The following is a 25,162-nucleotide window of genomic DNA, read 5'->3' on the forward strand; positions in this document are numbered from 1 at the left end:
AAAACAGAATATCATCTAGACGGCAACCTAGTTTCTGGCGGTCAGCTAATTGAGTGACTAGTTTATCGCCTGCTCGAACAGGGCCGAACTCCGCTCTTTGGACTACCAGCGGGTACGTGCCGGGCATATCGCCTTCATCGCAGCTACTCAGCCAGTTCTGGCCACAAAGAAGCCTCAGCGCATAGCCACGCAAACGAGCAGCGTTGTACCGTGTCGGCTATCGCCCCATCAGCGCGATGGTGATGTTGATCTTTCCGTAATCGTAACGGCCTTCCAGGTGTTCGAAAACGGGTTTAGTGCGGTTCTCCTCAATACCAATCGTGGCGATGGCTGCTTCGATTTCGCGGCGTTCATCGGGCGTGATCAGGCTTTCCAGGTCAACGTCGTAGCCACCCCGGTTCAACTGAATCAGGTGGTTGGCAATGCTTGAGGGGCCAAGCTCACGGGCCTGTGCAATCTGCTGGATGGTCATTCCCTGCTGGTAAAGCTCGAACGTCATCTGCTGGGTGGTCCCTTTTGGTTTTGCCGTTTCGCGCGGCCGACTCGGAGCTTCACTACGTACCTGACTCGCACTCACTCCCACCTGAACGCCCAAAAAACCAGCTATTTCGGTCAGGAAAGCGGTGCCGAACATTTCCAGTTTACGTTCGCCCACACCCGATACGTTACGGAAAGCGTCGGGCGTGGTGGGGCGCAGCCGGGCCATGTCCTCCAGTGTCGAATCGGTGAAGACCACATAAGGCGGCACGTTCTGGGCATCGGCAATGCGTTTGCGGAGCGCACGCAGCCGCTCGAACAGCTCGTCGCGATTGGCCGAGCCAGCCCCATCGCCACGGGTACGTGTTGCTTTTTCGACCACTGGTTTGGGTACGTCGTCGGGGCGAACGAGGCTGATGGTTTTGCCATTGAACAGCACATCATCGGCCAGCAGGCCCTTGCGGAGCGCGTAATGGTTTTCGTACGCTACTTCAATCACGCCGATATTGATAAGCTGATGCAGGTAACTCCGCCACTCCTCGAATTTCAGGTCGGCACCTGCGCCGTAGGTCTTTATCTTGTCGAATCCCTGCGACACGATGGCGTAGTTGCGTGAGCCGCGCAGCACGTCGATCAGGGTATTCATCGGCACGCGTTCACCCAACCGAATAATGGCCGAAAGGGCTTTCTGAGCAATGGTGGTGGCATCGAAGGTGATGCGGGGGCTACGGCACACGTCGCAGTTGCCGCAGGGTTCGGCCAGTTGTTCCGAAAAGTACGACAGCAATATCTGACGGCGACAGGTGTTAGCTTCGGCATATTGCTTCATCCGTTCCAGCTTCGCCAGTTGCAATTCCAGGTTGGCCGGTTTGTTCTCGGTGAGCATCTGCGTGTAGGTGGCTACATCGGCAAAGCTGTAGAAAAGTACCGTCTGCGAAGGCAGCCCATCCCGCCCGGCGCGGCCAATTTCCTGGTAATAGCCCTCAATATTCTTAGGCATGTTGTAGTGCATCACCCAGCGCACATTGCTCTTGTCGATGCCCATACCAAAAGCAATGGTGGCGCACATGATGCGGACATCGTCGCGTAGGAAAGCCTCCTGAATACGGGCTCGCTCGCTCGATTCCATACCCGCATGATAGAACGCGGCCGAATAGCCTTTTTCCATCAGCTTCGTCGCCAGCGTTTCGCACGATTTCCGGCTCAGACAATAAATAATGCCCGACGTGCCCGGTTTCAGGCTCAGCAACTTAGTGATCTGCCCAATGCGGTTGGTGCCGGGCAGCACCTGAAGGCTCAGGTTGGTGCGGTTGAATGATGCAATAAACACCGCCGGATCACGCATGTCGAGGCGATCGGAAATATCCTGCCGGGTCAGGCGGTCGGCGGTGGCGGTGAGGGCAATGATAGGTACGTTCGGAAACCACTTCCGCAACGTATTAAGCTGCGTATATTCAGGGCGGAAATCATGGCCCCACGACGATATACAGTGTGCCTCGTCGATGGCGAACATCGAGAGGTTGATCCGGTTCAGGAACGTATAGAACGATTCGGACAATAATTTTTCGGGCGACACGTACAGCAGTTTCAGCTTGCCGTTGAGGCAATTGGCCTCCACCTCCCGCATTTCTTTTACGCCCTGCGAACTGTTGATATAAGCCGCCGCAATCCCGTTGAGGTGCAGGGCCTCGACCTGGTCTTTCATCAGCGCAATCAGCGGCGACACCACGACGCACAGACCAGGCATCATCAGCGCCGGGATCTGGAAGCAAACTGATTTTCCACCGCCCGTTGGCATGAGCACCACCGTATCGCGCCCGCTCACAATCGACTGAATAATAGCCTCCTGCATGGGCCGGAAGCGATCATAGCCATAGTAGCGTTTCAGGTAAACAACGGGGTCCTGACCGGTGGGTTCCTGGCGGGTTGAAAGCGGTGACTGTTGGGTTATCATACGGTGGACAAGCGAAACGTTTGTATAGTAAAGATACGAAATTTACCCCATTTGGCCTGCCTCAACGGCCAGCGTAACGCGGACTTCAGTCCGCATTCTCGGGTTATCAGTTGAAGATGCGGACTGAAGTCCGCGTTACATTGGCCGTTGAGGCAGGCTAAACCCCGCTTTTAACTGGTTGTTACCTATATTAACCCGCTTAGGTGTTCCCCCAACGCACACTGTCATGAAAATTCTGATTATCGAGGATGAGGTCAAGACCGTTCAGAGCATCAAGCAGGGTCTTGAAGAGCACCAGTGGGAAGTCGACGTAGCCTACGACGGAACAATGGGGTTTCAACTGGCGATTCGATCAGCGTACGCGCTCATTATCTGCGACATTATTCTGCCCGGCATCAATGGGCTCGACCTCTGCCGAAAGCTGCGCGATGCCAACGTAGCCACCCCCATCCTGATGCTGACTGCCCTGGGCACAACGGATGACAAGATCGTGGGGCTCGACGCCGGGGCCGACGATTACCTGGTGAAACCCTTCGAGTTCCGCGAACTCATGGCGCGGGTACGGGCGTTGACGCGGCGCAACCATAACATGATCCAAACGGCCAACCTGCTAAAAATTGCGGATCTGGAGTTAAATCCCGATACCAAAAGTGTGGTTCGGGCAGGCAAGGAAATTGCGCTGACGGCCAAAGAATTTCAACTGCTCGAATACTTCCTGCGGCATCAGGGGCGCGTGATCTCCAAAGTAGAGCTGGCCGAGCGGTTCTGGGATGTGACTTTCGACACCGGCACCAACGTAATCGAAGTGTACATTAACTTCCTCCGCAAGAAGATAGATCGGGATTTCGAGCCCAAACTGCTTCACACGCAGATCGGCATGGGGTACGTTGTAAAAGTGATTTCGTAATGATCAATATACGTACCCGGCTCACCTACCAATTCGCCGTTCTGGTCACGCTGATTCTGCTGTTCTTTTCGCTTGGTGTTTATTTCTTCAGCAAGCTGTACCTGGAAAAACGGTTCTACAAACGCCTTCAGGACCGTGCTATCACCACCACTACCCTCCTCTTCGATCTGCAGCAAACCGACAGCACGGTGCTGCGACTCATCGAAACAGCCGAAAAAAAACTTCTGCTAAACGAAAGTATTTCGGTCTATAACGAACGATCCAGAACCATTCTATTTTCCACCAATCCGGCGAATACCCGCTTCCATGAACAGTTTATTCCTCAACTCGATTCGGCCGTCCATACGCTCTATCTCCATAAAGATGACCAGCAGCTCGTCGCCATTCGCCTCACTGGTGGCAACAGCAGCAACTGGGTGATTGCCAGTGGTATTGATCAGGAAGGGCACGAAGCGTTGATCGATTTGAAGAAGATTCTGCTGGTCATGATCCTGGCCGCCATTCTATTATTGGGCATGTCGGGCTGGCTCTTTGCCGACCGGGCACTGGCCCCTATGTCGGGCATCATTAAGCAGGTGAACAGCATTTTTCCGGCCAACGTGGAAAAGCGCGTGACCCACCCTAATCGGTCAGACGAGATTGGGGAGCTGGTATCCACGTTCAACCAGTTGCTCGACCGCATCGAGCAGGCGCTGAACACGCAGAAAATGTTCATCGCCAATGTGTCGCACGAGTTAAAAAACCCACTTACTAAAATCAATTCCCAGATCGACGTGGCGTTGATTCAGCGGCGGGCGCCGGAGGTGTATGAACGTACGCTGCACTCCCTGCAGGAAGACGCCCGCACCCTTACCCAACTAACCAACGCCCTGCTCGAACTGGCCAACTCGTCGATTCAGGCCAACACCATGCAGGTCGAGCCAGTACGCATGGACGAGTTACTTTGGGAAACAAAAACCCAGTTGCAGGCCTGGCACGACGACTACATCGTGCAGCTTACGTTCACCGATTTTCCCGATGATGAAGATGCGTTGCTGACCCAGGGAAACAGAGCAGCCCTGAAGGTCCTGCTCATGAACCTGATTGATAACGCCTGTAAGTTTTCGCCCGCCAAAACGGCCAACGTTACCTTTCAGGTCCACGACAGAACAATAAGGATAGCTGTTTTCAACGAAGGTCCCCAGATTCCCGCCGCCGACCTGGTACACATTTTTCAGCCCTTCTTCCGGGGCAACTCAACCGCGCTGTCGAGCAAGGGGCATGGCGTTGGGCTTGCCGTTGTCGACCAGGTTACGCGCCTTCATAAAGGCACTATCTCTGTGCAGTCGACCACCGAAGGCACCACGTTTACCCTGATTCTGGCTAATAATGTACCGTTTTAAGGTAAATTTAAAGTGAGCTTAAGTCCCCGTTAAGTTACGTGTCGTTGCTTTGTGGCTTACCGGTTTAGCCAGAAAAATGGAAGCAGACATGATGAATACCAAGCAGGGGGCAATCAACATGACCATCGGGTCGCTGGTTGGCATTCTGTCGTTGCTGGCTTATCTGTTCATTGGCTCCCGAAACGAAACCCTGGAGGTTCAGAAGCAGCTAACGACCAAAGTAGAGCAGTTTGCCAGCATTCAGCAGAAATTAGATTCCATTGCTACTGTCCTCAACCAGAAGATTGTGGAGGTACGTCAGCTTGGCGGCAGCGTGACCGGGCTACAGCGCATCAAGCGGCAACTTGAAAATGACAAGAAAAAGCTGAAGTACGACCTCACCTTCTCGCTTCAGCAGTACGACTTGAAGATCCGGGATTACCAGGATTTCCTGGTGCAGAATGACGTCGACATTCGCAAACTCAAAGAAGAGAATGGCACCCTCCAAAGCCAGGCCCGCCTGCTTGAGAAAGAAAAGCAGCGCATACTGTCCGAAAATGAGGGCCTGAAGGATGAACGGGCAACGCTGGCCAAAACGGTCGTTGCTTATTCGCTTCAGAACGCTGACCTGAAAGAAAAAGTGACGCTGGCGTCGGCCATCAAGGCGGTCAACTTGGAGGTAAGTGCGCTGGCTTCCAACGGGAAAGAGCGCCGGGGCGGCCCCTACAAAGCGTCGCGTATCGACCGGTTGAAAATAGCGTTCATCATCCCGTCTAATCCGGTGGCTCAGGTACGTAGCGCCGATGTGTATGTGCGCATTCTGGATGCTACCGGGGCAGTGGTGGGTTATAACACCGGCGCTGGCGTATTGTGGCTGGATGGGCGCGAGATTGGGTACAGCACCCGCCAAACCATTGAGCTGCAACCCAATGACCAGCAGATAGCTATCTTTTTTCACCGGGATGCTGCCTACAAACCAGGTACGTATACAGTGGAATTATACACCGAGGGCTTCCGAATTGGCGATGGCCAGTTCGATGTAAAATAAGGCTCTCCTCTGGCAGACCTGTCTGTCAATAAACGTTCAAAACATGATCACCTTTCGTAAGATCACGGATATACTCGCTTCGTTTTTACCCTTTTTCTGGGGTACGTTAACCGATGCAGTGCGGCTGTTTTTTACCCGCTACCGGCAGTTTCCAGTTGCCTACACGGCGCTTATTTACCTGTTTCTGACTGTGGCGCTCTGCTATTATCCGATGGTAGGGCATTGGCTTACCGGCTTTGTGATGATGAGCCTGCCTTTGGCCATTCCCAGCGGCATAGTTGCGTGCGGATACCTCCTCTACAAACAGCAGCACGCCATTGCTATGGCCGGTCTGGTATGGGTATTATTCTCCTTTCTCCTGATAAAACGGGTTGTCGGCACAAGTACGGGTGCTATGGACCTTAGTCAGGCACAGGCGCTGAAAGTACTTAGCTTCAACAGCGAAACATTCCCGACTGGCACAACAACGGAATTCGACGCCCTGTTGAAAGCAGACATTGCGTGCTTTCAGGAGTACTCGCCCAATACCCAGATCGAGCATCAATACTCGGCTAAAGTTCAGAAGCTGACCTGCTTCGATACAGATCGGCAGGTGGGGCTAGCTCTGTTTTCCAGATACCCTGTTGTGCAACAATACGGCCGTATCTGGGATCGAACCAAGGGTCCTGACATCAACGGCTTTTTATGCGCCGATATCGCCTACGGCGCCGACACGATCCGGGTAGTAAACGTCCACTTATGGTCGATGGGCGTACGGACCAGTAAGATCGTGACGGCCCTTAAAGCAGGCGATGCTGGCCGCTTTTTCGCCGAAATCGGGGATACGTTCCGGCGGCTAAAGGAAGGGTTCGAGAACCGGAATGCGCAGGTGCAGGAGGTGGAGTCGTACGTAGCGGGCAGCCGCTATCCGGTCATTATTTGCGGTGATTTCAACGAAACCCCAATGGGCTATTCGTACGGGAAGCTCAGCCGGAATTTCAGAAATGCGTTTGAAGAAGCAGGACAGGGCCTCGGTTTCACGCTGAACCGCCACCCTTACTGCGTTCGCATTGATCAGCAGTTTGTGAGTAGCGACTGGCATATCAAAACCTGTCAGACTCTATCCGGTGTTTCTTTCTCCGACCATTTTCCCGTTGTGGCCCAGTATGTGCTGAAAAAATCGATCAGCACTCACGCGCCAGTCCTGGCACAACACTGAAATATACTCAGGGAAAATCCACCTTAAATTTCGCTTAAGGTGTTGGTTTTGGGCAACTTTTCACCCACTTTTCCGTCCAATACCAGATTTTACACCTTAATCAAACCATTCGATGAAAAAGACAAGCATGTGGCTAACATTCCTACTGGGCATACTAGTCGCATTCAATGCACCAGCTCAGGACGAAAAGCCTAAGAAAGAGAAAGTTAAGAAAGAAAAGACGGAGGCTAAAGCGGATAAGAAAGAAGCGAAGGACGATAAGAAAGAAGCCAAAGCGGAGAAGAAATCGGCGAAAACAGACGCTGAAAAAGAGGCAGCCAAGGCGGATAAAGCAGCGGCAAAAGCAGAAAAGAAAGCAGCTAAGGAAGCGGAGAAAGCAACAAAGACAAATGCCACCGATGCTGCCGTAGCTAAAGCGGATAAAAAGGCCGAGAAAGCAGCCAAAGTCGACAAGAAAGAAGCCGACGCCACCAAGGCCGAGAAAAAAGAAGCCAAAGCCGACAAGAAAGAAACTAAGTCTGAGAAAAAAGCCGACAAAGTGGCGTCGAAAGCAGAAACGAAAGCAACGCCCGCTGACTACAAAGCACCCGTTGACCGGTCGATGAAAGGCCCTAACGGCGAGCAGGTAATGACCGGCCCACGGGGTGGGAAGTATTACATCAATAAGAACGGCAACAAGACGTACCTGAGCAGCCTCAAAGACTGATCAGCAGCAATTCGATTCCATAAAAAAAGGCTGGGTACGTTCACGAACGTACCCAGCCTTTTTCTACTCTACAGGTTTCCCTTTACTGATTCATAGTCAGATTTGAGGCGGCCCATTTCGCGGGCCAGAAACGTCTGAAGCTGCGTATTGAACGCGTCTTTCTCTTCCTCGGTAAGATTGGCATATATTGCTTTAAGCTCCTCATTAATGGCCGCCCGTTCGTCTGCTGTCGCGGCATTGATCGACCGCGTATGGTACGTTTTGAAGTCGTAGGTTGTCATACAGGCAAAACCCCGGTGGGTGTGGGCAAGTTCGTTCAACTCATTTTTGGCGTAGACTAAACTTTTAGGGTAAAAACCGGTCTTATACCTGTTAGGCTGTTAATAAGTCAGTATTGAATTGGATTCGGCACTGGCTACCGGTTACATTTGTCCTCCCTAACTACTACAATACATTTTTTTAGTCAACCCAATTGCCAATCATTCTCACGATGAAAAAAGCGTTCGGCTTCCTCCTTGCTACCGCCGGTCTATTGTCGGCATCATTCTCAGCCCAGGCGCAGGATAACATTCCTGACGATATGAAGGCCCTCATGACCAAGTACACGTGCATCGCCTGCCACAGAGTAGATACACGCCTGGTTGGACCGGCCTACAAAGACGTGGCTAAACGCAACTATTCCAACGATCAGATTGTCGAGTTGATCTATAACCCGAAACCAGTCAACTGGCCCGGTTATATTGCAATGGCTCCGATGAAACAGGTCCCTAAAGAAGACGCACTGAAACTGGCTACGTGGATCAACACACTCGACGGAGCTCCCGCAAAAAAAGCCAGCACCAAGAAAGGCAAGAAAGCCTAATCCGTGCTTTGCTGAATCATAAAAAAGCCGTCCCGGATTAGCTGGGACGGCTTTTTCTGTTTTTGTCTCACCGGGCGTTGCCCGGTGAGACCTATTTTTTACCCATTGCTGATTTGATGGCCGTTTCTTCGGCAGGGTCATAGAAGGTGCCATCGCCTTTCAGAATTTCGTGGAACCAGACACTTGGCTCGCGGCCGTTTACGTAGGGTTTCTGCCAGCTATCCCAGGGCAGGAAGGTCTGTGATTTACCGGCTACAAATCCCCAGCAGATCATCCCCACTTTTTCGCGTTTGGCAATAGGCAGATGCGTTTGAAATTTGCTGTTCACACCCCGCGCCATAAACTCGGTACAGATCAACGGGCGGCCTAGTTTTTTCAAACCGGCAATCAGTTTTTCCAGAGCAGGCGCATCGCTATACTGGTGAAACGTAATTACGTCTGAGTTCTCTAACTGCATCCGGTTAAAGGCGGGAATGGCGGCGGCGTTGCTCCAGTCATCGACAAAGTCGCGCCAGATGCCCGATGAGAGCGGCTGTGTTGGATTTACCGACCGGCCCCATTGGAAAACCTGGGGCAACAACTTACCGATAATGGCAATCTTACGGTCTTTGGGTAACTCTGTTTTGATGGTATGATTAGCGCCGTAGCTGTTATCATTAGTATTATCCGGCTCGTTCCACATATCCCACATCAGCACCCGATTGTCATTTTTGAAGGCACCCATCACCCCTTTCACGTAGGCTTCGAGGCGGGGATATTGCGACACGTCGGTAAGCGCATCGGCCCCCGGCGATTGTACCCATCCTGAGTTATGAATGCCCGGAACCGGCTCGTGCTGCTTACCCAGTTTAGGGTATGGGTCCCAGCACGAATCGAAAAGCACCAGCATAGGCCGAATCCTATGTTTCTGACAGATGCCCAGAAACGTATCGATCCGTTTGATAAACCCCTTGGTGTCTTGTTGATATGGCAGATCATGCAGAAAAACGCGCATGGTATTGATGCCCATCTTCTCGGCCCAACCCAATTCTTTATCGATCGTGGCCGGATCGAAGGTTTCGGCCTGCCAGAATTCGAGTTCGTTGATGGCATTGGCCGGGTTGTAATTGCCACCGAAGAGAAACGGTTCTTTGGCATACCAGGCATTGGCTCTTGCGGGCGACCACCGCCCCGGTGCCGAAGGTACATCGGTCGACTGAGCCTGGGCAAAATTCAGCATGGCCGACAGCCAGAAGGCCATCAGCAGCGTAAGGAATTGATGCATATCTAGTTCAAAAGAATAATTGGGAATAGCTTAACCAACGTCACGTACCGGTTAGTCAGGTACGTTCGCCTGGCTTACTGCTAAAAGCAGAAAAAAGCCATTTTTAGGCGTCGGCTATTGAAATTTATCAACGCAGACGCCATTGACCAATCAATATAGGCAGGTACGTACCTGATAGTCAGAAGACTATAGCAGAAGGCCGGGCAACAGGCAGCGGAAACTGTACTGTGACGGTCGTGCCTTCGCCCTCTTTTGACTGAACGGTAATTGACCCGCTGTGGAGCATAACGATCCGGTGCGTAAGGGCCAACCCAATGCCATGACCCGACGCTACACTGGTAGTTGCCGGCGACCGGTAAAACGGTTCAAAGAGGTGGGGTAATGCCTCGGCCGGAATGCCATAGCCTGTATCAGCAAACGCGATCTGGACTTGGTTCGGCGCAAACGAGATTCGAACGGCTACACTCCCATTGGCCGAATACTTGCAGCCATTTTCCATCAGGTTCTGGAAGGCCGTACGCAACAGCGCCTCCTCGCCCTGTATGGTCAAATCATCATCCTGATCGGGTAAGCTTTCGAAATCAATATCAATAACGTACTTCGGATTTTTCGACAGCAGTTTCGTGCGGGCTTGCCAGAGTAACTCATCGAGGCGGGTAGGCCGAAATGAAATGGCGGTCGATTCTGAACTGGCGCGGGCCAGATCGAGCAGGCCATTGGCCAGATCGACCATCGTCTGTACCTCATCCAGCACATCGGTAAGCGTTTGTTGGTAATAGGGCACATCGCGCGGTTGCATCAGAGCCACATCGATGTTGCCCCGCATGATGGCCAGAGGCGTGCGCAGCTCGTGCGAGGCATGCGAGACGAAACTTCGCTGGGTGACAAATGCCTCTTCAAGCCGGTTCAGCATGTCATTGAATGTATGGGCCAGTTCGGCCAGTTCGTCGCGCTTCCGGCTAACGTGTAGCCGTTCGTGGATATTTGTCGCCGAAATAGCATTTACCTGATCAATAATCTCGGATACCGGCCGAAGGGCATCAGACGCAAATAGCCAGCCCGCCACACCAACCATGAAGAAACTGGCCAGCCAGCCAAAAATCAGGATTTCGCGCAGGCGACGCAGTTTGTTGAAACCGTATTGGTCGTAGGCTGTAGCCACGACAACCAACGTTTTGTACCGAATACCGATCGTCTCAATTTCACCGTGCGTCAACCGGATCTCATGCCCCTCTCGAATCTGCCGGAACTGCCTGCCGGTCAACGACGGATTGAAGCCCTGACCAGCCGAAAAAATAACCTGGTTCAGTGAGTTATAGATCGTGACTCGTTCGCCAACCATCACTGGCAGGTCATTACGGGCCACATCACCTGCATCTTCACGTACCTTGACGGTAGTTTTGGCTTTTTCGTGCAGCCGGTCATAAAAGTCGACCTCTCTATACTGGTTGTAAAGCAGATAAATAGAGACAGAGAACAACAGGAGAATGGAGCCAACCAGCAACGAAAAAAGTAGCGTCAGACGGGCACGGATTGTCACTCTTCCTTCATGATATAGCCCATGCCAATAACGGTATGGATGAGCTTGGCCGGAAATTCTTTATCGACCTTTTTCCGTAGGAAATTCACATACACATCAATCACGTTGGTGCCGGTATCGAAGTGAATATCCCAGACTTTCTCGGCAATATCAACGCGGGAAACCACCCGTCCCCGGTTGCGCATGAGGTATTCGAGCAGGCCGAATTCTTTGGCTGTCAGCTCGATTCGCTTACCACCCCGGCGGGCAATTTTTTCGTTCAGATCGAGTTCCAGATCGGCCACGCGCAGCACGCTCACGGCGCTGCCCCCTTCGGCTCCACGTTTATGAAGCGCACGAATACGAGCCATCAGTTCGCGAAACTCGAAGGGTTTCACCAGGTAATCGTCGGCTCCGGCTTCGAAGCCCGCGACTTTATCGTCGACCGAGCCCATCGCCGTTAGCATCAGAATAGGTGTTTGTACCTGTTCATGCCGAATAGTCTGGGCCAGATCGAACCCGTTTATTTTCGGCAGATTTACATCCAGCACAATTACATCATAACTATTGCTAAGGGCCATCGTGCGACCAATTTGACCGTCGTAGGCCAGATCAACTTCACACTTTTGTTCTTCTAACCCTTTCTTCACGAAAGAGGCCAGCTTAGGCTCATCTTCTACCACAAGGACTTTCATATCCGAAACATACATAGTATCCATCAATAGTTGAAAGAGTGAAAAATACGATTTATTTAATGAACCCCGTCAATATGTAGTCCTACACCCAGGCAGATTTGTCACTAAGCTCTATGTGGTAGATTAAAACGCCCCCAAACCGCTGTTAAAAAGGTGTTAAGGGGCGCGAATGGCCGTTTAAGCCTATTTATAACCAAGCCGCAACTTTGGCAGTTGGGAAGAATAAGTAACAACAATATTTTCTCAACGGTATGCAAATGCAGGAAAAACGTCCTACATCGGACGAAATAAAAGGCGAAAAATTACCTTACCCAGCTCGCCAGTCCGATATGCAGCGTCAACCCGACAGCGACTTGTCGAATTACAAGGCGGCGAATAAGCTGGTCGGGAAGGTAGCGCTGATCACCGGAGCCGACTCGGGGATTGGTCGGGCGGTGGCGATCGCTTTCGGTAAAGAGGGGGCCGATGTGGCGATTCTTTACAACGAAAATACTGACGACGCCGAGGAAACGAAACGCCTGGTGGAAGCCAACGGGGGTCGGTGCCTGGTTATTCAGGCCGACGTGCGGGACTCGAACGCCTGCCGCGACGCCGTGCAACAAACAGTTGATGAATATGGTAAGCTGACCACGCTGGTGAACAATGCCGCCTACCAGATGGCCCAGGAAAAGTTTGAAGACATTACGGAAGAACAACTCCGCCGAACTTTCGAGACCAATATTTTCGGTTACTTTTTCATGGCTCAGGCTGCGCTGCCACACCTGCACGAAGGCGATGCCATTGTGAACACAGGCAGCATCGTGGGCATTGTGGGCAACCCATTGCTGATCGACTATACGGCTACGAAAGCGGCCATTCACGCCTTCACCAAATCGCTGGCCATTCAACTGGGCAAGCGGGGTATCCGCGTCAATGCGGTGGTGCCCGGCCCGGTCTGGACGCCTAATATTCCAGGTACGATGCCAATGGATGAAGTCGAGCATTTTGGTCATGAGGTGGCACTGGCCCGACCTGGTCAGCCCGAAGAGCTGGCTCCCGCCTATGTGATGCTGGCCTCGACCGACGGTAGTTTTATGACGGGAAGTCTGGTGGAAGTTACCGGCGGAAAACTAGGATGAGCCAACCCACGACTTACCCATCCGGCACGGTTCGCACGTTACTCACCACCGACCACGTCAGCGATAAAACCCGTGCCGTTCTGACCGAACGACTCACGAAGCAACCCGCCCCCCTTCGGTTTTTTAGCGAGCAGGAAGCCGATACCTTACGTTGTATCGCCGCCCGCCTGATTCCTCAACCCATCGAAGCGGGAAACATTGTTGACCTGGTGGGACCAGTCGACGAACGGTTGGCCAATAATGAAAGTGACGGGTGGCGTTACGACACCCTCCCCGCCGACGGCGTTGCTTTTCAGCAGGGGTTAGCTGGTTTTCACCAATCAGCGCAGGCACTGTACGGGCAGCCATTCAATTTGCTGACAACCAACCAACAGGACACCTTGATTGGGCAAGTACAACAGGGAACAGCACCGGGAGCCACCTGGCAACAGTTGCCGCCAAAACGATTTTTCGAAGATCTGCTGGCCGAACTCGTCGTCATTTATTTCAGCCACCCGCTCGTTCAGGAAACCATTGGGTACGTTGGCATGGCCGATAAACCCGGCTGGGAACGAATTGGTCTGAACGATCTGGAAGCTCGCGAGCCGCAGGAAGTCTGAATACCAGTAGCCCGAAGCTCCAGCTTCGGGAGAAATTGTTAATCCGTTCTTCTCCCGAAGCTGGAGCTTCAGGCTACTTATACATATGCCGACTTTATCGAGCAGTGGATCGTCTACAGCCGGACGTACCTACATAACAACTGACCTCGTCGATGCCGTCATTATTGGCACTGGTGCTGGAGGCGCACCTCTTTTGGCCCGCCTTGCACAGGCAGGTAAACGGGTAGTAGCCCTGGAGGCTGGCCCCGAGAAAGACCCAAAGCGCGACTACGCAACCGACGAACGGGCGCAGAACTTTCTCTACTGGAACGATGAACGCCTTAGTGCGGGCCAGGATCCACTCGCATTTGGGGCAAATAATTCGGGAACGGGCGTCGGCGGCTCCACCTTACACTTCACCGCTTATACGCCCCGCGCCCAGCCCGACGATTTACGGATGCGTACCGAGTTTGGCGTTGCCGCCGACTGGCCTGTTGATTTCCACACGGACCTGGTGCCTTACTACAACGAAATTGAACAGTTTCTGGGCGTTTCCGGTCCCGCTACCTATCCGTGGGGTCCGGCACGTACCCAGGCGTATCCGCTGCCGCCCTTACCCCTGAACGGGGCGGCTCAACTGATGCAGCGTGGCTGTTCGGAGTTGGGCATACGTACCTCACCGGCGGCCAACGCCGCCTTATCGGGCCGGTATTACCAGCCGGGGGTTGGCTGGCGCGAGGCCTGCACCAACCGGGGATTTTGTCAGGCGGGGTGCAGCACCGGGGCCAAAGCCAGTATGGACGTAACGTACCTGGCGTTGGCACGATCCCAAGGTGCCGAAATCCGGCCCGACTCCTTCGTAACCACGTTCGAGCGCGATTCACAGGGGCGTATCACAGCAGTGGTCTACGTGCAGAATGGGCAAACATACCGCCAGCGTTGCAAAGCCGTTTTTCTCTGCGCCGGTGCCGTTGAAACACCCCGTCTCCTTTTACTGAATGGATTGGCCAACAGCAGCCACCAGGTAGGCCGCAACCTGACAGCCCATACCGGACTGCAAATCTGGGGTGAATTTGACGAAGACGTCCGCCCCTACAAAGGCATTCCGGGCGGGTTGATCTCAGAAGATACGCACCGGCCTTTCGCCAGCGGGTCAGCCGATTTCGCGGGCGGTTACCTGCTGCAATCGATTGGTGTTATGCCAGTTACGTATGTCAAGCAACTGGTGCGGGGCACCGGCCTTTGGGGACCAGCCCTGCACACCGCCATGAGCCGCTACAACCATGTGGCTGGCATTAATATCCTGGGCGACTGCCTGCCGTATGATCATAATTACCTCGAATTATCGGACGAAAAAGATGCCCGCGGATTACCCAAACCGCGTGTTTACTTCACGAACGGGGAGAACGAACAGAAAATGAACGCCCATGCCGATCAGCTTATGCGGGCTATCTGGGCAGCAGCGGGTGCCAAAAATGTCTGGGCGTTCCCCCGGTCAGCCCACGTGATTGGTACCTGCCGGATGGGTCATTCACCCGACGAGGCGGTGGTTAATGCCGATGGCCGGTCGTTCGATATTCCTAACTTATACATCAGCGATAACTCCACCTTTCCGTCTGCGTTGAGTGTAAATCCAGCGCTGACCATCATGGCGTTATCACTACGAACAGCAGATCGATTTTTAAAAGCAACCCACCCCAACACGTTATGAACTTCTTATCAAACATAGAAAAGCACTTTGGTACGGGCGCTTATGAAGGTGACCAGTACGGCGGCTCAACGGCATCTAACGGAAACGGCCTTCCGGACGGTTCGCCTTCCAACTTCATGTTCGCCACGGGCATCGAGTGTTCCTACCCGACCATCAAGAAGGGTAAAGTCAGGCGTGACCAGCTCCGCGAGTGTGGTCATTATGAGCGGTATAAGGAAGATATCGGCTTAGTAAAAGAACTGGGGCTGAAAGTGCTGCGCTACGGCCTTCCCTACTACAGTATTCATACGGGTCCCGGAAAATTCGACTGGGAATTTGCGGATCTGGTTATGGCCGAAATAAAGAAGCAGGGTATCACGCCCATTCTTGACCTGATGCACTTCGGCTTACCCGACTGGCTCGGCAATTTTCAGAATCCCGAACTGCCCATCCACTTTGCCGATTACTGCGCCGCTGTGGCCGAACGTTACCCCTGGGTACGTTTCTACACGCCCGTCAATGAGATCTACGTAACGGCCCGGCATAGTGCCAAAGACGGCATCTGGAATGAGCAGCTAAAAACCGACAAGGCTTTTGTTACGGCCTTGAAACACACAGTAGCGGCCAGCATTATGGGCACGCAACAGATCGCCAAACGCCGCCCCGACGTGGTGATTGTTCAGAGCGAAAGTGCCGAGTACATCCATGAAGTGTGTTCGTTGCCTACGCCCGAGATAAAGCTGCATAACGAACTGCGTTTTCTATCGCTCGATCTGCTTTACGCCCATCCGCCCAGTGCCGACGTTCTGCTCTATTTGCTCGACAACGGCATGACGCGCAAAGAATACAACTGGTTCATGGCTGGTCAGCCGCCCGGTTATCAGGTGATGGGCAATGACTATTACGGTCGGAATGAGCAGATCAAGCTACCCACCGGCGAGATGATGAGTTCGATGGATGTGTTGGGCTGGTATCAGATCACGAAAGACTATTATACCCGGTATCATAAACCGGTCATGCATACGGAGACGAACGTATTCGAGGCAGAAAATGCGTCTACCTGGCTCTATAAACAGTGGCTCAACGTGATGCAGATGCGGCGCGATGGCGTGCCTGTGCTGGGCTTTACCTGGTATAGCCTGATCGACCAGATTGATTGGGATACGGGTCTTGCCGAGCAGAACAACCGGGTAAACGCCTGCGGCCTGTACGACCTCGACCGTAAGCCGCGCCCCGTCTCCGAAGCGTATAAGTTGATCCTGAAAGAGTTCGGCCAGATTACCATTGTTCCGTACGGTCAGATGCTGGAAATCACCGATCAACCCGCCAAGCTAAAGGTCGAGTTTTGATGTACCACGGACTTCAGTCCGTATGTTGGTTTTGGTTACAGGAAATACGGACTAAAGTCCGTGGTACATCATCGGTCTAATGCGCTTAACTAGTAACTAAACATGCTTCACACCTTCATCAGAACACCCTCTGCTCCTACAGGTCCGGCACTGGTCTTTCTGCATTATTTTGGCGGATCGGTTCACTCGTGGGATGCCGTTCTGGATCAGTTAGCCACGGAGTTCCATTGCATTGCCATCGATCTACCCGGTTTTGGTGAGTCGCCCGCCCTCTCTGATCATCAGACAGTTGACGAAGTAGCCGATGAGGTCTTATCCGTCCTGGCGGCTCAGCTAAACAGTCGGCCAGTTATTCTGATAGGCCACTCGATGGGCGGAAAAATCGGGTTAGCACTGGCATCAGGTACGTTGGTGTCGCCCCCGCTGACAGGTTTACAGGGCCTGATACTGCTGGCACCGTCGCCGCCCGGTCAGGAACCTATCCCTGATAGCGATCGGCAGGACATGCTCGATCAGCCGGGCCTCTCGCCAGACGGGCAGCGCAAGGCGGCAGAGAAGACCGTAGAAAAAATCACCTGCTTACCGATCTCTAAAACGGTTCGACAGCAAATCATTACCGACAACCTGCGCAGTTCGCCTGAAGCCTGGACCGCCTGGCTTACCACGGGCAGCCTCAATGACATCACGGATCGCATGTCGCGCATCAACGTACCTGTAACGATCCTGGCGGGTGATCAGGACAAGGCGTTACCGCTTTCGGTACAGCCAGACATGGTGCAGCCCTACCTTCCTCAGGCAGGGCTGCACATCATTCCCGGGGCCGGTCATCTACTCCCGCAGGAAGCACCCGATCAGGTTGTGGAAGCAATCAGAATCCTTTGCTATCAATTACAATAGCGGGAATCTTTTGCTCCGTTACCAGTTGGTTGAACGCGGGAACCTGCTTGCCGGTCACCTCTTTCAACGTTGCCAGTGCCGCGTCGATCTGGCGGGCAAGGTCAGTATAGACCACGTAGGCGGCTTTTGTTGGTTTGCCATCCGCACCGGCCATCATCGAAGCCAGGCCTGCCAGTTTATCGTTCAGGCGGATTGGGAAAGCCAGCACGTCCTGTGGCGCTTTGGCTTTGGGCTGCATCAGCACGGCTTCAAGTGAATCGAGTTGGGCCAGCATTGGCTTGGTTACGGTGGCAAATTTCTTCGTTATCGTGCTGTCTTTCAGCACGCCCAGATAGCCATTCACCGCCGTTCGAACGGCCCGTAACTGATTGATGCCCCGGTGCGCTTCCGACAGTTTATCGTTGCACTTTTTCACGAAAGCAAACTGCTCCGCATAGTCGGCGTCAGACACACTTAAGCGCGGGTCTTTACGGATCTCGATTGGTTGCTCACTAACCAGCGAATCACCGTGTAGTAAACGTACCCGGTAGCGACCCGGCACCGCTTTAACCCCGATTCCGTCGCCCGACCACATCACGTTCAGGCCTTCTACTGCCACCGCATCGGGGTAGCGCATATCCCAGACAAATTGATTCAGACCGGGTTGCGCAGCAATAGTGCCGGGCCGCTTTAGCTTCACATCTTCGTAAAATTCTTTCGAGATGGTCAGCGGTTTACCCTTCTTATCCTTCCGGTCTGAGTAACTGATAATTGTATCGCCTTTCTCGGTCAGAAATTGCATTCTGAGTTCCTTCGTTGGCTTGGCAGGCAGGAAATACCGCACCAATACGCCATTTTCGGCATTTTCGCCCGCATCGGCCACGCCCCCGCTACTGCCGTTACCGCCCTCCATCCGGTAGGCGTGGCGAGGCGTAAACACCTGCATCCGGTCGGCACGTACCTGGCCACTCTGTAGCTGTCGGGCCAGTTGGCGCAGGGGTGTAATGTCGTCCATAATCCAGAAAGCCCGGCCGTGGGTGGCAATCACCAGGTCCTTCTCCCGCTTATGGATCTGCAAATCGCGGACGGGCGTGATGGGCAGGTTCTGGTTCATTTTCTGCCAGGTTCCACCGTCGTTAAACGACACATAGATGCCCCGCTCGGTGCCAGCGTACAGCAGCCCCGGCTGTTCAGGATCGTCGCGCACCACGCGGCAATATTCGTCGGCCGGAATACCGCTGATGATGCTCGTCCAGGTTTTACCATAGTCGGTCGTCTTGAACAGATAAGGTTTGCGGTCGCCGCTCATGTAGCGGGTGGCGGCCAGATACGCTTTGCCAGGTACGTGCTCCGACGGGTGAATCAGATTCATGAGGGCAAACTCCCCCAACCGGCTGGTTGGCAAGCTCACATTCTGCCAGGTTTTGCCCGCATCGCGGCTCACATGGAGTAGCCCGTCATCGGAACCAGCCCAGAAAACACCTTTTTCGGTGGGCGCTTCGGCGAAGGTGAAAATCGTGGCGTAAATCTCGGCACCCGTCATGTCTTTGGTAATCGGACCGCCAGTTTCGCCGATGGTTTTCGGTTCATGGCGCGTCAGATCGGGGCTAAGGTCTTCCCATGAATTACCGGCGTCTGTAGAGCGGTGCACATGGTTTGAGGTGGCGTACAAAACATTAGGGTCATGGGGCGAAAACAGGATTGGGTACGTCCACTGAAACCGATATTTTTTCACCGAAGCAGGGGCACCGATAGCTCCTTCCGGGTAGACCGACACCGCGTATGTGCGGTTTGTTTGCGCATCATGTTTCGACATAAATCCGTCATACTCACCCCCAAACGTAATTTTCGGATTCTTCGGATCAGACGCGATGTAGCCCGCTTCACCACCCGCCACCGGGTACCAGTCGTTCTGACCAATAGCATACCCATCGGTGCGGCTGGCAATACGAACCGACGAGTTATCCTGCTGCGCGCCATACAGGTTGTACGGAAAATCATTGTCGAGCGAAACGTGGTAGAACTGCGCCGTGGGTACGTCGATATCCGAGAAAGTACGGCCACCGTCGAAGGTAATTTCGCCGCCGCCATCATCAGCAATGGCAAAATTCAGCGGGTTCTTCGGGTTGAACCAGACATCGTGCGTATCACCGTGATGCACCGGCACCCGGGCGAACGTTTTGCCCCCATCTTTCGAGCGTAACGAGTTCACATTCAACACGATCAGATCATTATCATTTTGCGGCGACACGCCCAGCATCATGTAGTACCAGGGCCGTTGCCACAGGTTCTTGTCTTCATTGATCAACGCCCAGTGTTCGCCCCCATCATCGGACCGGTACAGGCCGCCTTTCGCATTTTCGATCAGGGCATACAGTCGGCTGCTGTTCGACGCCGCCACCGCCACGCCGATCTTGCCCAGCAGGCCACGCGGCATACCGGGTTTCTCGTTCAGGCACTGCCAGGTGGTGCCGCCGTCGGTGCTTTTGTAAAGCCCACAGCCCTTGCCGCCGCTGCTCATCGAATGGCCGTTGCGGTAGGCCTGCCAGAGCGTGGCGTACACGATGCTTGGGTTGCTGGGGTCGAGCCGGACGGTGGCGGCTCCGGTGCTGTCGTTTTTGAAAAGAACTTTCGTCCACGAGGTGCCGCCATCCGTTGACCGGAACACGCCGCGATCAGCATTTGGGGCAAACGGATTGCCTAATGCAGCCACATACAACAGGTTTGGATTCTGCGGATGTACTTCGATATTACCAATGGCGTCGGCCTGTTTCAGGCCCGTATGCCGCCACGATTTACCACCGTCGGTGCTTTTGTATACTCCATCGCCGTAGCTGATGTTGTTCCTGATTTCGGGCTCGCCCGTGCCCGCATACACAATGTTAGGGTCAGACGGAGCCACCGTAATGGCCCCAACTGATGATGACTGAAAGGTGCTATCTGACACACACGCCCAGTTTTGCCCACCGTCAGTTGTTTTCCAGACGCCGCCGCCGGTTGCGCCAAAGAAAAACGTTAACGGCTGATCGGGATGACCGGCCACCGCCAGCGACCGCCCCGACCGATACGGCCCTATGTTTCGCCAGTGCATGCCACCGAACAGTTTAGCATCGACGGTTGGCACCGAAGGGGCTGCAACCGCTGTTTTTGGTCGCTTTGATTGAGCTTGAGTGGGTAATGAACTACCCCCGGCAAACAGCAGGGTAAGTAGCAGATACGATGAAGTAGCTAGTTGACGCATGGGAAGTGATTTAGTACCGTGAAATCATCACTCCGAAAAATACGGTTTAATCTGTTCTAAGTAGTAAGTGTACTCTCTTTTTCAGGTACGTTGGTGTGGTCAGGATGAGGCGTTTTTCGTATAAGATTTTAGCTGCAATCATGGCTTTTCGCTTGTGATAGCTTCGCGCTGTAGGCCCTTCGGCAGCAACACACCGCAACTGAAATCATTTTTAGGCAACTGCAAATTCTGGCTACGCGTCGGTCTGGCGGTTGGGCGTTTCTTTAAGCAGGCGGTATGTCATTGCACCGAGTAGTAGCAGGATGACGATCGTTGCCGCCCAAACCGTGTATTTGTTGGCTTTAGGTACGTTGCTGATGCTTGCTTCGTGCGCCGCCGTTACGGCACCAACAGCCACTACCGGCAACGTACCTGACAACTGGTTTTTGAAATAAGCCAGATCATAAACGGGACCTGCCGTTGCCTGATCGCCAAACTCGATATGGTACGTAGAGTCGGCCAGCAGGTTGGCTGTCAGGTACGTTGTTAGTTGCGACGCCCCGATGCTCCGAATCTGTAGGGGCGGATCATCGCCATTGGCAATGCGGATGCACAGTTTATCGGTTCGTAGTCCCGGTAAGTAGATGATTGTATCGCCTGACGAACTGATAGCAAATGGAATCAGCGGATCGAAGGATTGCCTGGTAGCGGGGCGGCTACGGCGTTTTCTGACAATGGTTTCGCTGAAGTTATGCCCCACCGACGCCTGCCGCCGGAACTGTGCCGGTTGGCTCACCCGGATCGTTAACCTATCGATGCGGGCTGGTGTGGGGCGGCTGAACACTAGGTACGTGTTATGGTCGCTGCTGTCGATTTGTGTAAAACGTAAGTCCGGGATTTTTGTAAATCGGGCGGCGGTGCCTGTCTGGCCAAAGCTGCCAATGCGGACCAGGTTCAGTGGAGCGGAGGTAGAATCGTTGACCTCGAGCCGGAAATAGGTGTAGTCGCTGAGGGGGAAAGAGATCGTTTGCAGGCTGCTTGTTGTTGTGGCGTTGCTGGTCCTGCCCAACTGAACGGCGTCGTCGAGCGCATACCAGTTGCTGGCGTCGTTGCTGCCACTCAGCGTCGCTTTTTTCAAAACGTTTGTGTTCTGAATATCGACGCTGATCGACTGGATTGGCTGCCGGGATGGCCGCTTCACAATCACCGTCGTTTTGACGCTGGGTACGTTCGTTTTCTTTACGACCTCAAACGGAATAAATGCCGTTGCTTCCAGGCCAGTCTGGCGAGTGAGAATGTAAGGTACTTCGCGTTTTTGCCCGTCGAAAAGCCGAATATCGCCTAGCCCGTCCTGTAATTGGCCGACCACATCCGGCGAAAGTCCGATGCGGTGATAGCCAGAACGGGTTACCGGTGATACCGGCGCTTTATAGCTGAAAGACTGTGCCAGTGTGCAAGCCGGTAAAAAGAAGCACAAACCGAGGATTTGTACGGGAATTTTCATTGTAATCAGACGTGTCTTGTCTTCCAAAGCTCCAGTTTTGGTAGCTAAATAAGCTACTTGACGCCAAACTCCGAAGTTCCAGCTTCGGAAGACAGGACAAGTCAAACTGGTGCTTCGTCGGCGGCGAGTAGTCGTTTGATGCGTTGGTACATGAACGAGATGACCAGCAGCAGGGCTCCCAGCGAAATGAACGCCAGAATCCGGCCGCCTTCCGAAATACCCCGGATGTCGTAAAGAAATAATTTCAGCAAGGTCAACGCGAAAAGGGCGAGCGATAATACGCGGTATGTCCGGTTGCGCCGGACGAGGCCCACGTACATGAACGTAAACGCGCAAAGTCCCCACACAACAGGCAGGCCAACCTTATTGATCTGCTCGATCAGCCCATCAAACCGAAGCTGAACAGCGTTGCGCTGAATGGCGGTATGAGCGATGTCATCGGTAGACAATGAGAGGGCGATGACGTTGGCAAACAGGGCCATGCTGCTAATGGCCACCACAACTACGACCAGAAACCACGGCCAGACCCTTTCCAGCTTTGGTGTGGAGAGAGCCAGCCGCTCTTTGGCTCTAAACAGGAGAATGAGGACCGCCGCCACCGCTGCCAGATTTATATACTGGAACAGGAACGCCGGCCGACCCGAAACAAGCCCCTGATAGTACGAATCAAGCAGGTCGATTACGGCAGGGCCGGTACTGAACAGGTACGTGAGCAGTACCAACAGGCTGAATATGGCCGACCACCATAGGCGTTGATCGGTGTTGGCGCGCAGGGTAACTGCCAGCGCAATAGCGGCCACCAGTAGGTTATACGTACCCAGTAAAATAGTTCGGTTTGCATCGTACCCATATGCGGTCACCAACTGGTAATTCAATTCCAGCAAGCCCGCCAGATAACAGGCAAGAACGGTGGTGTAGCCAATAAATAGCCGAAAAGCGGGTATGGTCAGGTTGCTTACATACAGGGAAACTGGTGCTTCCTGCTTATCCAATAGCCAATAGTAAGCACTCAGGCCGATTGCTGATAGCACGCTGGTAACGAATGCTTTATTGGCAATGATTGGAAGCGCCGGGGTAATAGTCGGGTCATACAACTGGGTCCAGTCCATGAGCAGGCTGATGCCCATCAGGCCCAGTACAATAACCGAGGCCGTAGCCACCAGCCGTAACCCTGACCGCTGACTGAGCCACAGCAGGAGAACGGCTTCCAGCGCCCAGAACATGGTGATAAAATTGCCATCAAGCTGGACCGGAATGGTGAGGCTGGCAAAGGTGATGACCAGCCCAATGAGCAGGTAAAACAGCGTATCCACGCCGGGCGTGGTGTCGGTGGAGTTTCGTCGCCGAAGCAAGGCCGCGTAGGCGAAATTGACCACCGCAAGCGCCAGCGTAAACGGTCCCTGCCACGTGCCTTTCGGTCCGTCGCTACGGTCGACATAAGCCAGGATACTCATGCCTGCCCCATAGTAGAAGGCCGTATTACTCATAAACAGACTGACATCGAGGGCCGAGAAGCGGGTATCGTGCCGTAATCGATCAAACAAATTCATGGCCGCAAAGAGCAGGTAGAAGATGGTGCCGAATACGAATGCACCCAGATACGGCGGTGCAGGTACGTTCATACCGGGCAAATCTACACCGGACGAATCCACGCTGGACACCTTCACTACCTCTGTACTTAGCCATGAGCCGAACAGGAGGAGGGTGAAGCCATAGGCCACCCAGTGTACCAGGGGCCATTTTTTGAACGACGACAGCACCAGCATACCGACATCGAGAATGAGAATGTAGGTAAACAGAACCATATAATTGCCCTGCCCCGTACTGACCATAAACGGCGTAGCAAAGCCGCCAATCAGCGACATCACGGCCAGTTCAACACGGTTATAGGCAATGGAAAGGGCAATGGCAAAGCCCGTAATAACAACCATGATCAGGAAAGCCGCCGTTTGGCTAAAGATCTTGTAGTCGGAGAAGGCGATGGCGATAGTGAAATACAGCACCGACAAACCACCCGCTACCAGCACCGAGCTAAACGCGGCAAACCGTTGCCGAATCCGGTGGGCAACAGCCAGCAGACCACCACCAGCCGCCATGCCGATCAGCACCCGGCCAATTTCACCGATCCATTCCTGGGCAATGGCGTACCGGACGAAGTAGCCAATACCGGCAACCAGAATGGCGATCCCGATTTTGTTGATGAGATTCTCGCCGATAAACTTCTCCAGATCCGGGTTTTCGTCCAGAAAGCGCCGAAACCACGACGGTTTGGGGGCTACGAATACAGGCGGTACGTTGGCAGGTGGGCCAAGCAGGGAGTCGTCGAGTAAGTTCGGCTTGGGTACGTTAGGGCGTTGCTCGCCAACCGGCGGCATGGAGATAGACATGACTGGCTCCAGTTCCGGGACAATCTCGGGCCGCAACGGCATCGGTTCAGCAACAGGGGGCGTTACAGGGCGAATCGTGGCGTCGGGTGCCAGGCCAACCGGGATACGTACCTGATCTGGCAGAGGCTCGTTGCTCAACAGCGTTTTCTGGAGTTGTAACAGGCTATCGCGCTGGTCGGCTATGGTTTTTTTGATTTGAACAAACTGCTGATTGAGGTACAAAAACAGCACGATCAGCAACAGGATGTAGAGACTTTCCATAAGGAACGGCTGGAAGGAGGGCATAGTATTGTCAACTTTGACAATAAGCAAAGATGCCGAAATCGCTCAGAAACACAACTGTCCAATTAATTGACTGGTGATTAGGGTGGTAAGCGGTTGTGGTCTAAAGGCCAAGGTTCAACGGTCTTTGTTGCCTGGCTTGTTGATTGGCCCACCGCTTCCTGTGG

General features: G+C 53.6%; 19 protein-coding genes. 11 read left to right on the plus strand and 8 right to left on the minus strand.

What is annotated here, in order from left to right:
- Positions 1-217: 217 nt before the first annotated feature.
- Entirely contained in the window at positions 218-2,431 is a 2,214-nt protein-coding gene (gene recQ, locus ACFE8Q_RS13840; protein ID WP_375446001.1) for a DNA helicase RecQ, read from the minus strand.
- Positions 2,432-2,657: 226 nt separating this feature from the next.
- Here recQ and ACFE8Q_RS13845 point away from each other — a divergent pair, with 226 nt between their 5' ends.
- The 5 genes from ACFE8Q_RS13845 to ACFE8Q_RS13865 all read left to right on the plus strand — a co-directional run bounded on the left by ACFE8Q_RS13845 (position 2,658) and on the right by ACFE8Q_RS13865 (position 7,651).
- Positions 2,658-3,338: a response regulator gene (locus tag ACFE8Q_RS13845; protein WP_375446002.1), complete on the plus strand. Its 681-nt coding sequence runs from the start codon at positions 2,658-2,660 to the stop codon at positions 3,336-3,338.
- A complete protein-coding gene (locus ACFE8Q_RS13850) occupies positions 3,338-4,720 on the plus strand; it encodes a sensor histidine kinase (RefSeq protein WP_375446003.1) in 1,383 nt (460 codons plus the stop codon). Before ACFE8Q_RS13845 ends, ACFE8Q_RS13850 begins: the two co-directional genes overlap by 1 nt.
- Before the next feature lie 76 nt (positions 4,721-4,796).
- A complete protein-coding gene (locus ACFE8Q_RS13855) occupies positions 4,797-5,747 on the plus strand; it encodes a hypothetical protein (RefSeq protein WP_375446004.1) in 951 nt (316 codons plus the stop codon).
- A gap of 43 nt (positions 5,748-5,790) precedes the next feature.
- Entirely contained in the window at positions 5,791-6,945 is a 1,155-nt protein-coding gene (locus tag ACFE8Q_RS13860) for an endonuclease/exonuclease/phosphatase family protein (protein ID WP_375446005.1), read from the plus strand.
- Between the two features lie 112 nt (positions 6,946-7,057).
- Positions 7,058-7,651: a hypothetical protein gene (locus ACFE8Q_RS13865; protein ID WP_375446006.1), complete on the plus strand. Its 594-nt coding sequence runs from the start codon at positions 7,058-7,060 to the stop codon at positions 7,649-7,651.
- A gap of 68 nt (positions 7,652-7,719) precedes the next feature.
- Here the strand turns inward: ACFE8Q_RS13865 and ACFE8Q_RS13870 are convergent, their stop codons facing one another.
- Positions 7,720-7,932: a hypothetical protein gene (locus ACFE8Q_RS13870; protein ID WP_375446007.1), complete on the minus strand. Its 213-nt coding sequence runs from the start codon at positions 7,930-7,932 to the stop codon at positions 7,720-7,722.
- A gap of 209 nt (positions 7,933-8,141) precedes the next feature.
- Here ACFE8Q_RS13870 and ACFE8Q_RS13875 point away from each other — a divergent pair, with 209 nt between their 5' ends.
- A complete protein-coding gene (locus ACFE8Q_RS13875) occupies positions 8,142-8,513 on the plus strand; it encodes a c-type cytochrome (RefSeq protein ID WP_375446008.1) in 372 nt (123 codons plus the stop codon).
- Between the two features lie 91 nt (positions 8,514-8,604).
- Here the strand turns inward: ACFE8Q_RS13875 and ACFE8Q_RS13880 are convergent, their stop codons facing one another.
- The 3 genes from ACFE8Q_RS13880 to ACFE8Q_RS13890 form a co-directional block, all read right to left on the minus strand.
- Positions 8,605-9,777, minus strand: a complete 1,173-nt coding sequence (locus ACFE8Q_RS13880; protein WP_375446009.1) for a cellulase family glycosylhydrolase — start codon at positions 9,775-9,777, stop codon at positions 8,605-8,607.
- Between the two features lie 178 nt (positions 9,778-9,955).
- Positions 9,956-11,317 carry a sensor histidine kinase gene (locus ACFE8Q_RS13885; RefSeq protein WP_375446010.1) on the minus strand — a complete coding sequence of 454 codons (1,362 nt, stop codon included), beginning with the start codon at positions 11,315-11,317 and terminating at the stop codon, positions 9,956-9,958.
- Positions 11,314-11,991: a response regulator gene (locus ACFE8Q_RS13890; RefSeq protein WP_375446590.1), complete on the minus strand. Its 678-nt coding sequence runs from the start codon at positions 11,989-11,991 to the stop codon at positions 11,314-11,316. Before ACFE8Q_RS13890 ends, ACFE8Q_RS13885 begins: the two co-directional genes overlap by 4 nt.
- Before the next feature lie 251 nt (positions 11,992-12,242).
- Here ACFE8Q_RS13890 and ACFE8Q_RS13895 point away from each other — a divergent pair, with 251 nt between their 5' ends.
- The 5 genes from ACFE8Q_RS13895 to ACFE8Q_RS13915 all read left to right on the plus strand — a co-directional run bounded on the left by ACFE8Q_RS13895 (position 12,243) and on the right by ACFE8Q_RS13915 (position 17,623).
- A complete protein-coding gene (locus tag ACFE8Q_RS13895) occupies positions 12,243-13,109 on the plus strand; it encodes an SDR family oxidoreductase (RefSeq protein WP_375446011.1) in 867 nt (288 codons plus the stop codon).
- Positions 13,106-13,708: a gluconate 2-dehydrogenase subunit 3 family protein gene (locus ACFE8Q_RS13900; protein ID WP_375446012.1), complete on the plus strand. Its 603-nt coding sequence runs from the start codon at positions 13,106-13,108 to the stop codon at positions 13,706-13,708. Before ACFE8Q_RS13895 ends, ACFE8Q_RS13900 begins: the two co-directional genes overlap by 4 nt.
- Before the next feature lie 85 nt (positions 13,709-13,793).
- Entirely contained in the window at positions 13,794-15,398 is a 1,605-nt protein-coding gene (locus ACFE8Q_RS13905; protein ID WP_375446013.1) for a GMC family oxidoreductase, read from the plus strand.
- The gene (locus ACFE8Q_RS13910; RefSeq protein WP_375446014.1) at positions 15,395-16,726 is read left to right on the plus strand and encodes a family 1 glycosylhydrolase; all 1,332 of its coding nucleotides are present in this window, start codon (positions 15,395-15,397) and stop codon (positions 16,724-16,726) included. Before ACFE8Q_RS13905 ends, ACFE8Q_RS13910 begins: the two co-directional genes overlap by 4 nt.
- A gap of 102 nt (positions 16,727-16,828) precedes the next feature.
- A complete protein-coding gene (locus ACFE8Q_RS13915; protein ID WP_375446015.1) occupies positions 16,829-17,623 on the plus strand; it encodes an alpha/beta fold hydrolase in 795 nt (264 codons plus the stop codon).
- Here ACFE8Q_RS13915 and ACFE8Q_RS13920 read toward each other — a convergent pair.
- The 3 genes from ACFE8Q_RS13920 to ACFE8Q_RS13930 all read right to left on the minus strand — a co-directional run bounded on the left by ACFE8Q_RS13920 (position 17,595) and on the right by ACFE8Q_RS13930 (position 24,974).
- Positions 17,595-20,843: a WD40/YVTN/BNR-like repeat-containing protein gene (locus ACFE8Q_RS13920; protein ID WP_375446016.1), complete on the minus strand. Its 3,249-nt coding sequence runs from the start codon at positions 20,841-20,843 to the stop codon at positions 17,595-17,597. The two genes, ACFE8Q_RS13915 and ACFE8Q_RS13920, sit on opposite strands and share 29 nt — an antisense overlap.
- Before the next feature lie 232 nt (positions 20,844-21,075).
- Positions 21,076-22,326 (minus strand): DUF3999 family protein, encoded by a 1,251-nt coding sequence (locus ACFE8Q_RS13925; protein WP_375446017.1) that lies wholly within the window; start codon positions 22,324-22,326, stop codon positions 21,076-21,078.
- Between the two features lie 101 nt (positions 22,327-22,427).
- Complete coding sequence (locus ACFE8Q_RS13930; protein WP_375446018.1) at positions 22,428-24,974, minus strand: DUF2339 domain-containing protein; 2,547 nt, start codon at positions 24,972-24,974, stop codon at positions 22,428-22,430.
- Between the last annotated feature and the right edge of the window lie 188 nt (positions 24,975-25,162).

This window comes from uncultured Fibrella sp., from assembly GCF_964250085.1.
GTDB lineage: Bacteria > Bacteroidota > Bacteroidia > Cytophagales > Spirosomataceae > Fibrella.